We start from the raw sequence: 14,110 nt of genomic DNA on the forward strand, positions 1-14,110 counted from the left end.
TTACGTTTTCAAGTCATTAAGCCGTACGATTTTCCGTTATAATTCCCAACTCCATTATTAATCATATCTTTGCTTATGCCGTCTTACCGGCCTATCCGTACCTACCGGCGCTGGTGGCGTTACAAAGCCCACCATCATGATGCAACGCTGCCTGCCCATACTGTCGATTGTCCCGAATGCGGGTTGCGTATTGATATTCCACGCCTGCTTCAAGGGCAGGAGGCGCATTGCCCGCGCTGCAGCCATGAAATCGTCGAAGTGGAAAAGAACCCTTATATCGCTCCGCTGGCATATGCGGTAACTTCGCTGATTTTGATGGTATTCGTATACGGCATGATGTTTATAACAGTATCGTTCAGTAGCGTTACCTCAATATTATCCCTGCCTGCCATGATGAAAATTTTAATTGTGCAGGATTTCGGTTTTCTGGCCGAAGTAATGTTTGTTCTAACCTTCGGAATACCATTGCTATTTTTACTGATGTGCTTATATGTTTACACGGCATTGCTGCGTGAAAAAATGTATCCGGCCTTGTTTTATGCTACGCGCACTTTGGTACGGCTGCGCCATTGGATAATGGTAGATGTGTTTTTTATTTCTACATTGGTGGCTTATATCAAGCTGACTTCCGTGGCGGAGGTTGAATTCGGCGCGGCATTCTATCTGATGTTTGTTTTGGCCGTAATGCTAATCCGTACTTCGGTATCGATCCCCCAGCATTGGGTGTATTACCGTATCCATAAAATCAGCGGTCGAAACACCATACAAGCTCCGGCAGCCGGTCTTATTTGTTGCAGCCGTTGTTTGTATTTTCGCCAAGCCGATGAAAATATCTGCGGGGTATGCGGCTCGGCACTTTTCAGTCGCCGTCCTAAAAGTCTGAGTGTTTCCCTGGCCTTTTTGCTGGCCGCCACAATATTGTATATTCCTGCCAACCTGCTTCCGATTATGATTTCCTCAAATCCTTTCAATACGGAAATCAGCACCATTATGAGCGGTATTATTTATATGTGGAAAGATGGTGACAAACTTATCGCCGCCATTATTTTCAGTGCCAGTATTTTAGTACCGGGTGCTAAAATAGCTTCCTTGTTTTTTTTACAAATTGCTGCCGCTTCAAGCAAACTGCCCTTATCGGCACACACATTATCGCGGCTTTACCGCATGACGGAGGCAGTTGGGAAATGGTCGATGATTGATATTTTCGTTATCATCATTTTGATGAGCGCGTTTCATACTCCTTTGGCACGCGTCACCCCCGGACCGGCCGCCGCTTATTTCTGCTCGGTGGTCGTGCTGACCATGTTTGCCGCTTACTTTTTCGATCCCCGCCTACTGTGGGATAAAGCCGCCGAAAACAGGCCGTCTGAAATCCCGGATACCTTACATACGCAATATGACTGACACGCCCAACAAAAAAAACTCTGCTACCGTACCTGCCCGCGTCCGTAAAACCAATGTTTTTACTTCGGTGGTTTGGTTGATTCCGCTGATTGCATTGATTACCGGAATTTGGCTTCTGATGCAGAATATCCGTAACACCGGCCCTGAAATTACCCTGCTGATGGATAGCGCAGACGGTATTGAAGTCAACAATACCGTTATCAAAGTGCTAAGTGTAGATGTCGGGCGCGTTACGCGAATCAAGTTGCGTGAAGACCAAAAAGGCGTTGAGGCTACCGCCCTGCTCAACGCGGATGCAAAAAACATGATGCGAAAAGATACGCAATTTTGGGTAGTCAAACCGCGTATCGACCAAAGCGGCATTACCGGCCTGAACACTTTGGTATCAGGCTCATATATTGCCTTTACACCCGGTAAAAGCGAAGAAACCCAAGATACCTTTACCGTTCATGATATTCCCCCGATTACCGCCATCGGCCAAGTCGGACTACGTCTGAAACTGGTAGGCAAAAACAATAAAATGCTGAGTGTCGGCAGCCCAGTTTTATACCAAAACTTCACGGTCGGCCAAATCGAAAGCGCTCATTTCGATCCCGAACAGCAAACCGTAAACTACACCATCTTTATCCAAAGTCCCAACGACCATTTGGTTAGCACCGACAGCCGTTTTTGGCTAGACAGCGGTATCAGTGTGGAAGCAACCGGCAGCGGTATTCGGGTGGACTCTGCCCCTCTTCCAGCCCTGCTTTCCGGAGCTATCGCTTTTGATTCCCCTTCGGGCTCCCGAGGTAGCCAAGCCGTTCGCAATGAAGATACTTTTACCATTTATAATGACCGCAACCAAATCGATAACCTACCCGGTTCCCGTGCCCTGTATTACATTACTTTTTTCAAACAAAGTATCCGCGGCTTAAATCCCGGCTCTCCCGTAGAGTATAAAGGTATTAACATAGGCTCCGTAGCAGACGCACCGTATTTTGCTGAAAACGACAGTCTGAAAATCTTTGAAAACGGCTGGATTCCGGTACGCATCCGTATCGAGCCGGAACGTTTGGAAATCAACGCCAAACAACAAAGCCGGGAATACTGGCAAACCCAATTTCAGACGGCATTAAGCCGCGGGCTATATGCCACATTGGGCAGCAATAATTTGGTAACCGGAAGTAAAATTATCGAATTGTCTGATAAACCCTCGGATACGCCTGTATTACACCCCTATCCGAACTACGGTGGCAATACTGTTATTGCCACCCGTGGCGGCGGCTTAGATGAATTGCAAGTACAGCTAAGCAACCTGTTAGAGAAATTTAACCGCTTACCTATCGAAAAAACAGTGGGCGAGCTGAATAGTTCATTAAAAGAGTTACAACGTACCCTGAATTCGGCCAACAAACTCCTCAGCCAACCGCATATGCAAAATATTCCGCAAGAGCTGAATAAAACATTGGCTGAATTAAGAACCGTATTGGCAGGAGTTTCGCCGCAATCACCGATTTACGCTGATGTCCAAGCTACCTTGCAAAATATCGATAAAACCCTGCAAGAGGCCCGCCCTGTCATCAACACGCTGAAAGAAAAACCGAATGCTCTGATTTTCAACAGCAACCTTAAAGATCCGATACCAAAAGGAAGTCGCTGATGCGCCGATTGCTTTATATTTTGCTGACTGCCGCCGCCCTCACCGCTTGCAGTACACCACAACAAACCCGATACTTTACCCTGCCCGACAGCCAATTCAGCCTGCCAAACCAACACAGGCAAGAAATTGCCGTGCAAACCATTTTGGCTGACCCGCTTAATAACGGCGGCTTGGTTTACCAAAACGATGCGCAAAGTTTGAATTTTGCACGCAACCATCTTTGGGCTGCCCCTCTAAATCAGGCTTTAAATGTAAGCTTTAGTAATAAACTCAACCGGATCGGTAATAAACACTATATGTTTGTTCCGGCAGGACGTAGCCAAAGCAACCGGGTTTTGAAAATATATATTGAAGCATTTCAAGGAACTTATCTGGGCATCACGCAAGTTAACGGTTATGCAGTGTGGCCCGATGGCAGTAGCCGTAATTTTCAAATTGACACACCCCAGGAAAAAGATGGTTATCCGGCCATGATCGAATCACTTGATCGCGGTGTGTATGCTGCTGCCGCCACCATCAGCCGCTAAACTGAAATCAAATAGCCCCCTTGCTTATTGTTTGAAGCAAGGGGGTTATTTGATTGATGCCGTCTGAAAGCTTTTATCGACTAATAGTCTTTCGGAGTATAACGTCCGGCCATCGCTTTATAAATCATATTCTCGTATTTTAAAACTTCATAGCGTTGGCTGAGTACATTTTGCTCCGAGCCATACTCACTGTTAAGCGCCTCCAGCCAAGATTTCAATTCGTTTTTACCGTATTGGTAGCGTACTTGGTAATAGCGGCTGTTTTTCTTATCCAAAGCATACCGCCTCTCTAAGTTGGAAAGTGTTTGCAAGCTGGTTTGATAAAGCCGGTAATGGCTATTCACTTCATTTAATGCCGTAGTCAAAGCTTCTTCAAAGCTTAACCGTGCACTTTCAAAATTAGCTTCGGCCGTTTTATCTTCCCATTTCAAAACCTTCCAATTTAGGAACGGTAAATTTATCTGTACCGAGCCGCCTAAAACAGGCACTTTAAACAACGATGAAGCCTTATCTGAGGCAGTGTTTAAAGAAGCTCCTAAAGTAATACTCGGATACCAACTACGCTTTTGTGCTTCCAGACTTCTTAAAGATGACTGTAATCGGTATTCAGCGGCACGCAAATCCGGACGGTTGGCTAAAACTGTAATCGGCACATTTAAATCAACATTTCCCACTTTTTTAGGTAGGCGGTAATGTTCTGAGGTTACAACCGGATTTTCCGACGGCTTTAGGTTCAATAGGTTTCGTAAGGTAGTTTCAAGATTTTCACGGCTGCTTTTTAAATTTAACAAAGTACTTTGAAGGGTCAATAAAGATTGTTCGGATTGGTTAGGTTCGGCAGAAGAAACTTTCCCATACCGGTATTTGGCACGCACAATTCTATCAATGTCTTGGTATTGATTAACTGATTTTTGCGTAAGCGCAATCGCTTCATTCAAATAAGCGATATTAAAATAAGCATCGGCGACATTATTAATCAAAGTAAGACGTGCTGCGGCCAAATCTTTACGGCCTGCCTGATATTCCCAAACTTGTGCGTCAGTCTGAGCACTGAGCTTCTTCCATAAATCCAGTTCATAACTTAATCCCATCTGGCTGCTGAAGCTGTTACTACTCGAACCGCCTGTCTTAAGATTTTTAGAAGCAGAAGCGCCTAATGATGAGTTAAACGATGGGGTAAGGTTCGCACCGATAATATTTGCTTGATACAGTGCTTTATTGACATTCAATGCTGCCTGACGCAAGTTGATATTATTTTGCAGAGCTTGGTTAATAAGGCTGTTTAAGGATTCGTCTTGGTAAATCTGCCACCAATCGCCGTTGACATCATAACTTTCGGTAGTTTGTTTTGCCGACAATACTTGGCCGCTTGATTCTAATGTCAGCGGTTCTGCTACTTTATGGGTAGCACAAGCACTTAGTGCCAAAGCAGCCGCTACGATAGAGGCCGTCTGAAAAATATTTTTTCGATTCATTTAATTTTCCGCACCTGATAAGAATACTCAGAATTCAAACCGGATAGTTACTTTAAAGCTAATGGCTTAGTCATGGGCTAATGCATCTATCGGATTAAGTTGGGAAGCACGCTTAGCAGGCATAAAGCCAAATATGATACCGATAACAGTTGAGCAAGTTACCGCTGCAATAATCGATACGGTAGAAAACGACATAGCAAAATTGGTCGTGAAATGATTGAACACAATACTTATTAAAACCGAAAACAATATGCCTGCCAAACCGCCGATCAGACAGATTAATACGGCTTCAATCAAAAATTGCTGCAATATATTGGATTGCCGGGCGCCGATTGCCATACGGACACCGATTTCTTTTGTGCGTTCGGTTACCGATACCAACATGATGTTCATCACACCTATACCACCAACCAATAATGAAATCAAAGCAATACTGGAAATTAAAAGAGTGAGTGTATTAGTAGTACTTTCAATAGTTTGCTTGATGCTGTCGATATTATTCATGAAGAAATCTTCTTTTCCATGGCGTGCAGTCAATAGCTCTTTCAGACTTTTTTCAGCTGCTTTAGAGTTAACATTGTCTTTTACTTTCACCGAAATCGAACTGATGTGACGCGCACCGGTAATTTGCTGCATAACCGTTGTGTAAGGGGCCCAAAGCTGTAACTGGTCATTTGAACCGAAACTTGAATCTTCATTCATTGCGACACCGATTACACGTAACGGGCGCTTTTTAAATAATATCGTTTTCCCCAAAGCACTCTCACCCGACCGGAATAATTGCTTTTGGGTATTTTCATCTATCACAACAACTTGATTACTACCTTTAACATCGGCTAAATCGTAAAAGCGCCCTTCTTTCAGCTTTATGCCTTGAACATTAAAATACTGCTCCCCCGCACCGTAAAGCTGGGCCGTGAGTGCTATATTGCGGTAAGTTAACGTCCCTCCCCCCGAAGTCATCGGAGTAGCACTTTCGATATAGCTTTGCTTACTGATAACGTTCGCATCGCTTACGGTTAAAGTTTTTACCCGACTGGACCTACGATCGCCAAAGCCTTTACCCGGGTAAATCGTGATGGTATTGGTACCCATCGCATTAATGTCTTTTAATATTTTTTCTTGGGAGCCTCGTCCTAAAGCAACAACCGAAACTACCGAGGCAATACCAATAATGATGCCTAGCATAGTCAGTAGCGAGCGCATTTTATGAGCCAAGATAGCCTGCACAGACATCCGGAAAGATTCTGCAAACTGATCTTTATAAAAAGACCATGAGCGATTTTCATGTACACTCTGCACAGCTATGGCAGTAATATCAGTATTTTTACTGATATCGGAAATGATTTCACCATCACGGATTTCAATGACACGATTAGCGTTTGCTGCGATATTGGGATCATGCGTAACCAAAATAACCGTATGCCCTTGTGCATGCAATTGATGGATGATTTCCATCACATTGGCTCCGCTTTCGGTGTCCAATGCCCCGGTAGGTTCGTCTGCAAGAATAATTTCCCCGCCATTCATCAGCGCACGGGCAATACTGACACGCTGTTGTTGGCCGCCTGAAAGCTCGCTGGGTTTATTATTCTCTTTTCCAGCCAACCCCAAATCACTCAGCAAACCATCGGCACGACGACTGCGTTCTTCATAATCCAAACCAGCATATACGGCAGGTAAAGCGACATTTTCACGCGCGTTTAACGAGCTCAATAAGTTATAGCGTTGAAAAATAAAACCAAATCGCTTTCGGCGTAAGCCTGCTAACTCATCGGCAGTCATGGCGGAGGTTTCTATACCGTTTACCTTATATGAGCCGGAAGAAGCAACATCCAAACACCCCAAAATATTCATGAGCGTCGACTTGCCCGACCCCGACTGGCCGATAATTGCAACAAAATCGCCTTTCTCGATATTGAGATTAATGTTTTTCAGCACATGAACACGGTTATCGCCGCTGCCGAAATAGCGGTTAATATTTTTACATTCGATTAAACTCATGGCGGCACCGTTTACATAGGCGGGCGGCCCATGCCGCGCGATGTATTTTTTTCATCTGCCGATACTTCGGAAACGATAACCTTTTCCCCCTCTTTCAAACCCGACTTGATTTCGGTAGACATACCATCGCTTAACCCGACAACTACTTCGCGCTCCTGCGCTTGGTTTTGCTCTCCCAACACACGCACAACCGCTTTTCCATGGTTGTATTTCACCGCCAAAGTCGGCACCGCTAATACTTGTTTAACTGAATTGACCACAATAGAATTTTCAGTAGTCATACCGATATAAAGAGAGTGGTCTTCATTTGGCACATATGCCCGTGCATAATAGTAAATTGCGGAGTCCGTAGTATCGGTACTTTTGGTGTAGCTGCCTTTCGACATGGTTGTCAGCCCTGGATCTACCGAATCCAATACCCCTTTTCGTACTCTATCGGGCTGAGCCAGTGTAGTAAACGTTAAAGATGAGCCTGCTTTAACTTTATCCACATCACCTTCGGCCACTTGCATTTTATTAAGCATTTTGGTCAAGTCGGCAATTTGTACAATAGTCGGAGCTGATTGGTTTGAATTGACCGTTTGGCCCTCTTCTACCACGATCGATACCACGGTGCCGCTCATAGGTGCTTTAATGCGCGTATGCCCTAAATCAGCCTCGGCCGTATTGATAGAGATTTGAGTTTGCCGAATTGCTGATTTGATTTCCGCAATATTGGCTTTAGCTGCGGCCAAAGCATCCTGTACACTTTCCAATTCTTCTTTCGAAGTTGCATTTTCCGCCCATAAAGCCTGTTCGCGCTTATATTTATTTTCAGCGGATTTCAAGGCAATTTGAGCCGATACCAGCTTGGCTTGATAAGTTTCCAACTGTGCTTTGTGCGTACTCAAGGTATTTTTTTGAGTAGTGGAATCGATGTCCGCAATCAAATCGCCTTTTTTTACCTGCTGCCCGACTTTTACATATAACTTGTTGATTTGACCGGTCGACTGCGCCCCTACATCAACTAGTTGAGCAGCAGAAATTTCACCCGTAGCACTTACGGTTTGCTCAATATCGGTACGCTTGACGTCTTCAGTTAAATAAGTGATTTCATTTTTGGGTTTTAACCACCACCATGCACCAGCGGCAATTACTGTTAAAAAAGCTAAAATAATTAACCATTTGATTGGCTTTTTCATAAATCACAAAGTCCATAATTCGAGAATATTCAAAGATATATTTTTTATCCGGTTTCAAATCATCAGGCCGTCTGAAACTTTATAACATACTAAAATCCAAACAGACTAATAATAAATTAGCCGCAAGTTTACTGGAGTTCATAATGCCAGCCAAGCGCAAAGTAGCAGAAAATATTATTTAATGCATTGATATTTAAAATATTATTCCAAATATCTTTACAAAGAGAACGCAACTATTTTACAAAATTGCATATTATTTAGTGAAAATATTAACAAATATCGCGCTCGTCGCATTTATGCAACGCTCAGATAAAGTTGCACTAAATTTACAATAAAGTAAGCTACAATTTACCTTTTAAATATATTATTGATGCCTAATGACATCGGCATTAGCTATTTCTTATGAAACAATACCAAAAAGGCTTCACCCTAATTGAAATGATGATTGTGGTAGTCGTATTAGCCATTCTCGCCACAATAGCCTATCCTTCATATCAGAAATATGTACGGGATACACGCTTAGAAAGTGCTCGTGCCGACTTGTTGCATAATGCCCAATTAATGGAGCGTTATTATGCACAACATTCCCGCTATCCTACTGTTCAAGATAATGTTTCATTGCAGCAGAACAAATACTTTTCCATTTTATTGGAAACTCCGAACAAGGATAATCAATGTACTGATAATTCCCCTGAAAATTGTGGCTTTATCTTGAAGGCCGACTATAAAGATGAATATAAAAGCAAGAAAGATGAGGTACTCTCAATTATTCTAACAGAAAGTGGCACCACTATTGTTTGTGAAGGTCCTCTTAATAAACCGGAATGCTCTAGCCGTTAGTTTACGCTGACAATAAAATTACATTGTCATTTTTAAAATTGAAAGGCATAATAACAAAAGTTATTAAATTAACTTGGAGTTATTATGCTCTTTAATATGAATAGCCGTGGTTTTACCATCATACAAATCATTTTTGTTATTCTTATTATCAGTATTATTACCATGGTGGTACTCCCCACCTATCAGCAGCATACCCGTAAAGCCCGAATAGAAAGAGCTCGTGCAGCTCTACTGGAAAATGCCCACTATTTAGAACGCTTTTACTCACGTCATAGTACATTTAAACAGACTTCAACCACATGGCCCAATTTACCGGTTACCCACACCCAACATTTTTGTATTCGCCCACAAGGCAATGCCAGAGGCGCGCTGGATGATAAATTTATGTTGAAAGCCGTAGCTTACAATAAGCAAGATGAACCACGCATAATCAAAATTAATGAGTCACTTACCACATATCTCTGCGAAACCTCTTCATCTACCTGCTCGGATAAAAATACATTTTTCACAGGTGGCAGCCGCGTAGATAAAAACTGTAAACTGTACCAATAATATAATCTGCCCGTTCTTGTTCGGTGGTAATTTAAGATAATGGTAAAATACTGTACTCTGTAATCCGTTAAATAACATGCTACTCAGATAGCGATTGTATTGTATGCATGCGGCTACTGCGTTACACTTACGCTTTGTATCATACATTATCAGTTTCAATGAACCACATTGCCATCTTGTTTTGCCTGATCCTCGCCATACTATTCGGTATCTGTGTTGAACGCTTTCTTGCCAAAGACAGATGTTTGGACGACGGAGGCAAATACCATAACAGTATTTGCTTTACCAATAAGCCACTTCCCTCAGGAAATTAAAATATGTCTGAAAAAATCCGCCTAATTATCGATACCGATCCCGGTCAAGACGATGCAGCGGCCATTCTGATGGCTCATGGCTTGGCCAAACGCGGTTTAATTGATTTTATGGCTCTAACCGTAGTTGCCGGTAATGTCGGTTTACACCATACCAGTACCAATGCCCGCATTATCTGTGATTGGGCCGGTGAAAAAAACTTCCCCGTTTATGCCGGAGCATCAAAGCCGTTATTGCGATCATTGGTTACTGCCGAAGAGGTACACGGGAAAACCGGGTTGGATGGAACGGAACTACATGTGCCTACCTGTCCGCTCCAACCTATTCACGCAGTTCCCTACCTCATCGATACGCTGCGAAAAGCTGATGATTCAAGCATTACTATCTGCCCAATAGGTCCGCTAACAAATATTGCCCAAGCTTTAAGCTTGGCTCCCGATATTGCCCGCGCCATCAAACAGATTGTATTGATGGGCGGTAATTATTTTGAAGCCGGTAACATTACCCCTGCGGCAGAATTTAATTTCTATGTCGATCCCCATGCCGCGCAAATCGTGTTGCAAAGCGGAGTTCCGATTGTTGTTTTACCTTTAGATGTTACACATAAAGCTACTATTACTACCCCCCGCATGGATATTCTGCGTAAACAGGATAATACCAATGGTATGCGATTAGCCAACATTTTGCAGAGCTATGAGCGTTTTGATACCCAGAAATTCGGCTTGGAGGGAGGCCCTCTGCATGACCCATGCGCCATCACTTATGCCGTATTCCCCGAGTTTTTCAGTGGTCGAGACTGTCATGTTGACATAGAAACACAAAGCGAACTCACAATGGGCGCATGCGTGGTAGACTGGTGGGGGACAACCGGCAAACCTGCCAACGTTCACTGGGTAACCGAAGTAAATGCCAATAAGATGTTCCACGAATTGGCCGAATCAATCAAACAACTTCCCTAATATTAATTATCAGGCCGTCTGAAGAAAATATTTTCAGACGGCCTTTTAAAATTTTATGAATACATCCAATCATTTAAAACCAGGTTTGACCGTTGCTTTAATTACTAAAAATGAAGCGGCCAACTTAGATGCTTGTTTACAAAGCCTATCAGACTTAACCGATAAAATCATTATTATTGATTCCGGCAGCACAGATGCTACTGCCGAGATTGCAAAGCGTTATCATGCAAGCTTCTATCAATATGCAGACTGGCCCGGATTCGGCTCCCAACGTAACCGTGCCCATCAATATATCCAAACTGAATGGGTGTTGTGGTTAGATGCTGACGAGCGTTTAACGAACGAATTACAGCAAAGCATCCGTGATGCCGTACTGAATACTCCGGCTGATGGTCATACCGCATTTGAATTTAACCGTCTCAGCAATACTTTCGGAGCATTTATCCGGCATTGCGGATGGTATCCCGATTGGATCGTTCGTCTTTATCCTACTGCCTATGCCCGTTATAGTAATGATTTGGTACATGAAAAAGTAATCCTGCCTGCGCATACCCAAATAAAAAGATTAAAGGGAGATGCCCTACACTATACCTATACAACATTAGAACAATTTTTAGCAAAGCAGAATTTATATAGTAAAATCTGGGCCGAACAACGCCTCGCAGAAGGTAAAACATCATCTTTAGGCCAAGCTTTACTGCATGGGGTCGCAAGTTTTATCAAAATGTATGTTTTGAAAGCGGGATTTTTAGACGGCAAACATGGTTTGTTATTATCCGTATTATCCGCACAATCTGCATTCAATAAATATGCAGCATTATGGTTAGCGCGCAAATCATAATTTTTTCAATGAAACAAGCCGTCTGAAAAAATTTTCAGACGGCTTGTTTTTTACCATACCAACTTAGCGCTTATCAAAACTCCACTTTGGGCGACATAGCAAAATATGCCAAATTACCAATGCCCAATATACATAAGCCTTATCCCAAGCTTTATTTTGCTTCTTGCTTAAACTGAAAACAGCAACTAGGGTTTGGGCTACTGCATTTACTAATGTGCGCATTAAAGTCCCTATAAATAATAATACAACTGCTCCGATACCATAATGCTTGTAAAAATATTTGTAGCGAGATTCTTGAAACTGTACTCTGGCTCCGATCGGGCGTTTATTGGCACTTTCACCCTGCATATGCATAAGCTGTGCTTTGGGCTGATAAACAATCTTACCGCCCGATTTTATGATTCTCTTGCAAAAATCAGTTTCCTCAAAAAAGAAGAAAAAACGTTCGTCAAAAAAGCGTCCGTCTACCCCCAGCCCCAACGCTTTTAATTTTTCAATATCAACAACCATACAAGGCCCTACGATACTTGCTACCAGTGAGGGATTACTTCGGTCGTAATCTAAAAGCCTGCGGGCTACACTGCGATTAGTCAGCTCTGTTACCAGTGTCGGCTCCGGTACGACTGCTGCTTGTAGAGAACCGTCCGGTCGATGAAGCTCCGGACAAGCCAAAACAGCATTAAATTGTTTTAGAGCTTCAACCAATAGAGCTGGCACATCATTTTTAAACTCAATATCCGTATTTAAAATTAATGCAAAACGGCTTTCCGAAGCATTCAATCCTGCATTCACAGCTGTTGCGAAACCAGAGTTATAACCCATTTCGATCAGTTTAGCTTCCGGCAAGCGGGCTTTGATCTGTGCACAAGAATCATCAGCCGAACCGTTATCCACTACACAAATCCGATATGGTAGAGAAGTTTTATTTAGTGTTGCCACTGCAGTAAATAATAAGTCGGCAGAGTTCCAATTAATAAAAATCAGTTCAACCTGATCCATTCTTTATCCTTTTATATTTACATAGCCGAATATTTTCCTGCTGTATGTAGCAGTTCGTCTTTCTTTTCAGACGGCCTAATAATTCGCTTATTATACCCGATAAGGATAACGCCTCTCTTTAAATATTCCCACGTATCCCCACTTAAACCATTATGACAATACCAAACCACCGTAAAAAATTGAGCCAAAAACTCCCTCATCGAGATGAAATTTTCGCATCCCGATGGGCAAAGCCGTTTGCGCCTATGTTTGACAAGCCCTATTTTTGGACACTTAACCGTAGACAAGCGGCTGTATCTGTGGCAGTAGGCTTATTTTGCGGACTTATGCCGGGCCCGACGCAAATGCTTAGCGCACTAATGGTTGCTTATTTTTTGCGTACAAACTTACCGGTTGCTTTATTTACTACGCTGTATACCAACCCTCTAACCTATATGCCTCTTTACTATGCCGCCTACCGTATCGGCGCATCAATTCTAGGAAAAGATTCTTCAGAAAGCTTGGAATTTCCTTCTTTAGATAATAATAACTTTATTATCGAATCATGGAATTGGCTGTTAGGTGCCGGTAAACCCCTCCTGGTCGGTGTTCCTACACTGGGCATAACATTGGCAATCATCGGATATATTGGCGTTTTATGGATATGGCGGTTACGTACCACTCATAAATGGCACAAACGTAGGGGGAAAAATGCAAAGTAGCTTTAGGGCTCTTACGGATACTGAAATCGAAACGGCAAAAAAGATTTTTGGCAATAGTATCGATTATCAAAAAGTACGTATTTTTAAAGGTATTCCCTTACTACCTTTCATTAAGACAGCAGTGGCTCCCTGCAACAGTATTTTTTTTCCGCGCAGTAATTGCCCTGATGATTTTACTTGTACAACCGAATCTCACCAAATGTGGTTGATACACGAACTCACCCATGTTTGGCAGTATCAAAACGGCTTTAAACCATTATTGGCCGGAATATGGCTGGCATTATGCGGCGGATACCGACATAAAAAAGCTTATGCTTACCCTGATCTTGAAAGCATCCGCTCATTTTCCGATCTAAATATGGAACAACAAGCCGATATGCTGGCACACTACTATGCGGGTAAGTATCTCGGTTGGCAGAACTATGTTAAACAGCTGCCTTTATTTGAAAATATTCTGAAAGAATTTCTAAGCAATCCAAATTGCAAAGCCTTGTTGCCTTCCTATCAAAAGCAATACACCTGATTTATAGGATTAATTATACAAAACAAGCAAAGGCCGTCTGAAAACTATTCGCTTTTCAATGAAATATGGTTTTGGGTAATACGGTTACAGCCATTATTCCAAATGGAATTTTTGCAAGCAAGATGCTCAACATATTGTAATCTGGCAGTAGCT

13 protein-coding genes are annotated in these 14,110 nt (G+C 42.7%); 9 read left to right on the forward strand and 4 right to left on the reverse strand.

Annotation, left to right across the window (positions count from 1 at the left end; all coding sequences use genetic code 11):
- Positions 1-75: 75 nt before the first annotated feature.
- From LVJ86_RS05680 to LVJ86_RS05690, 3 genes are read left to right on the forward strand one after another with little or no spacing between them, the layout of a single operon-like run.
- On the forward strand, positions 76-1,404 hold the full coding sequence (locus LVJ86_RS05680) for a paraquat-inducible protein A (protein WP_047760107.1): 1,329 nt from the start codon (positions 76-78) through the stop codon (positions 1,402-1,404).
- A complete protein-coding gene (gene pqiB / locus LVJ86_RS05685; protein ID WP_047760108.1) occupies positions 1,397-3,043 on the forward strand; it encodes an intermembrane transport protein PqiB in 1,647 nt (548 codons plus the stop codon). The genes LVJ86_RS05680 and pqiB overlap by 8 nt, the downstream gene beginning before the upstream one ends.
- Entirely contained in the window at positions 3,043-3,570 is a 528-nt protein-coding gene (locus LVJ86_RS05690) for a PqiC family protein (RefSeq protein ID WP_047760109.1), read from the forward strand. Before pqiB ends, LVJ86_RS05690 begins: the two co-directional genes overlap by 1 nt.
- Positions 3,571-3,650: 80 nt before the next feature.
- Here the strand turns inward: LVJ86_RS05690 and LVJ86_RS05695 are convergent, their stop codons facing one another.
- The 3 genes from LVJ86_RS05695 to LVJ86_RS05705 form a co-directional block, all read right to left on the reverse strand.
- Positions 3,651-5,045, reverse strand: coding sequence for a TolC family protein (locus LVJ86_RS05695; protein WP_047760110.1), 1,395 nt, complete (start codon positions 5,043-5,045; stop codon positions 3,651-3,653).
- Between the two features lie 66 nt (positions 5,046-5,111).
- Positions 5,112-7,049: a MacB family efflux pump subunit gene (locus tag LVJ86_RS05700; RefSeq protein WP_047760111.1), complete on the reverse strand. Its 1,938-nt coding sequence runs from the start codon at positions 7,047-7,049 to the stop codon at positions 5,112-5,114.
- Positions 7,050-7,060: 11 nt separating this feature from the next.
- Positions 7,061-8,230, reverse strand: coding sequence for an efflux RND transporter periplasmic adaptor subunit (locus LVJ86_RS05705; protein WP_047760112.1), 1,170 nt, complete (start codon positions 8,228-8,230; stop codon positions 7,061-7,063).
- A 402-nt stretch (positions 8,231-8,632) separates the two neighbouring features.
- Between LVJ86_RS05705 and LVJ86_RS05715 the strand changes: the two genes are divergently transcribed.
- The 4 genes from LVJ86_RS05715 to LVJ86_RS05730 all read left to right on the forward strand — a co-directional run bounded on the left by LVJ86_RS05715 (position 8,633) and on the right by LVJ86_RS05730 (position 11,734).
- Positions 8,633-9,070 (forward strand): type IV pilin protein, encoded by a 438-nt coding sequence (locus tag LVJ86_RS05715; protein ID WP_047760113.1) that lies wholly within the window; start codon positions 8,633-8,635, stop codon positions 9,068-9,070.
- An 84-nt stretch (positions 9,071-9,154) separates the two neighbouring features.
- The gene (locus LVJ86_RS05720; protein ID WP_161796038.1) at positions 9,155-9,622 is read left to right on the forward strand and encodes a type IV pilin protein; all 468 of its coding nucleotides are present in this window, start codon (positions 9,155-9,157) and stop codon (positions 9,620-9,622) included.
- 317 nt (positions 9,623-9,939) lie between these two features.
- Positions 9,940-10,893, forward strand: a complete 954-nt coding sequence (locus LVJ86_RS05725) for a nucleoside hydrolase (RefSeq protein WP_047760114.1) — start codon at positions 9,940-9,942, stop codon at positions 10,891-10,893.
- A 55-nt stretch (positions 10,894-10,948) separates the two neighbouring features.
- Complete coding sequence (locus LVJ86_RS05730) at positions 10,949-11,734, forward strand: glycosyltransferase family 2 protein (RefSeq protein WP_047760115.1); 786 nt, start codon at positions 10,949-10,951, stop codon at positions 11,732-11,734.
- 63 nt (positions 11,735-11,797) lie between these two features.
- Here LVJ86_RS05730 and LVJ86_RS05735 read toward each other — a convergent pair whose 3' ends face one another.
- On the reverse strand, positions 11,798-12,733 hold the full coding sequence (locus tag LVJ86_RS05735; RefSeq protein WP_047760116.1) for a glycosyltransferase family 2 protein: 936 nt from the start codon (positions 12,731-12,733) through the stop codon (positions 11,798-11,800).
- A 245-nt stretch (positions 12,734-12,978) separates the two neighbouring features.
- Here LVJ86_RS05735 and LVJ86_RS05740 point away from each other — a divergent pair, with 245 nt between their 5' ends.
- Both LVJ86_RS05740 and LVJ86_RS05745 read left to right on the forward strand, forming a co-directional pair.
- Positions 12,979-13,434, forward strand: a complete 456-nt coding sequence (locus LVJ86_RS05740; protein ID WP_244702545.1) for a DUF2062 domain-containing protein — start codon at positions 12,979-12,981, stop codon at positions 13,432-13,434.
- Positions 13,424-13,957, forward strand: coding sequence for a hypothetical protein (locus tag LVJ86_RS05745; RefSeq protein WP_047760118.1), 534 nt, complete (start codon positions 13,424-13,426; stop codon positions 13,955-13,957). The genes LVJ86_RS05740 and LVJ86_RS05745 overlap by 11 nt, the downstream gene beginning before the upstream one ends.
- The last annotated feature ends 153 nt before the right edge of the window (positions 13,958-14,110 follow it).

The sequence above is a fragment of the Neisseria arctica genome (genome assembly GCF_022870905.1).
Taxonomy (GTDB): Bacteria; Pseudomonadota; Gammaproteobacteria; order Burkholderiales; family Neisseriaceae; genus Neisseria; species Neisseria arctica.

What these genes read in the sequence shown, in the direction of transcription:
- LVJ86_RS05680 (WP_047760107.1), top strand. Translation starts at nt 76, where the DNA reads ATGCCGTCTTACCGGCCTATCCGTACCTACCGGCGCTGGTGGCGTTAC.
- pqiB (WP_047760108.1), top strand. Translation starts at nt 1,397, where the DNA reads ATGACTGACACGCCCAACAAAAAAAACTCTGCTACCGTACCTGCCCGC.
- LVJ86_RS05690 (WP_047760109.1), top strand. Translation starts at nt 3,043, where the DNA reads ATGCGCCGATTGCTTTATATTTTGCTGACTGCCGCCGCCCTCACCGCT.
- LVJ86_RS05695 (WP_047760110.1), bottom strand. Translation starts at nt 5,045, where the DNA reads ATGAATCGAAAAAATATTTTTCAGACGGCCTCTATCGTAGCGGCTGCT.
- LVJ86_RS05700 (WP_047760111.1), bottom strand. Translation starts at nt 7,049, where the DNA reads ATGAGTTTAATCGAATGTAAAAATATTAACCGCTATTTCGGCAGCGGC.
- LVJ86_RS05705 (WP_047760112.1), bottom strand. Translation starts at nt 8,230, where the DNA reads ATGAAAAAGCCAATCAAATGGTTAATTATTTTAGCTTTTTTAACAGTA.
- LVJ86_RS05715 (WP_047760113.1), top strand. Translation starts at nt 8,633, where the DNA reads ATGAAACAATACCAAAAAGGCTTCACCCTAATTGAAATGATGATTGTG.
- LVJ86_RS05720 (WP_161796038.1), top strand. Translation starts at nt 9,155, where the DNA reads ATGCTCTTTAATATGAATAGCCGTGGTTTTACCATCATACAAATCATT.
- LVJ86_RS05725 (WP_047760114.1), top strand. Translation starts at nt 9,940, where the DNA reads ATGTCTGAAAAAATCCGCCTAATTATCGATACCGATCCCGGTCAAGAC.
- LVJ86_RS05730 (WP_047760115.1), top strand. Translation starts at nt 10,949, where the DNA reads ATGAATACATCCAATCATTTAAAACCAGGTTTGACCGTTGCTTTAATT.
- LVJ86_RS05735 (WP_047760116.1), bottom strand. Translation starts at nt 12,733, where the DNA reads ATGGATCAGGTTGAACTGATTTTTATTAATTGGAACTCTGCCGACTTA.
- LVJ86_RS05740 (WP_244702545.1), top strand. Translation starts at nt 12,979, where the DNA reads ATGTTTGACAAGCCCTATTTTTGGACACTTAACCGTAGACAAGCGGCT.
- LVJ86_RS05745 (WP_047760118.1), top strand. Translation starts at nt 13,424, where the DNA reads ATGCAAAGTAGCTTTAGGGCTCTTACGGATACTGAAATCGAAACGGCA.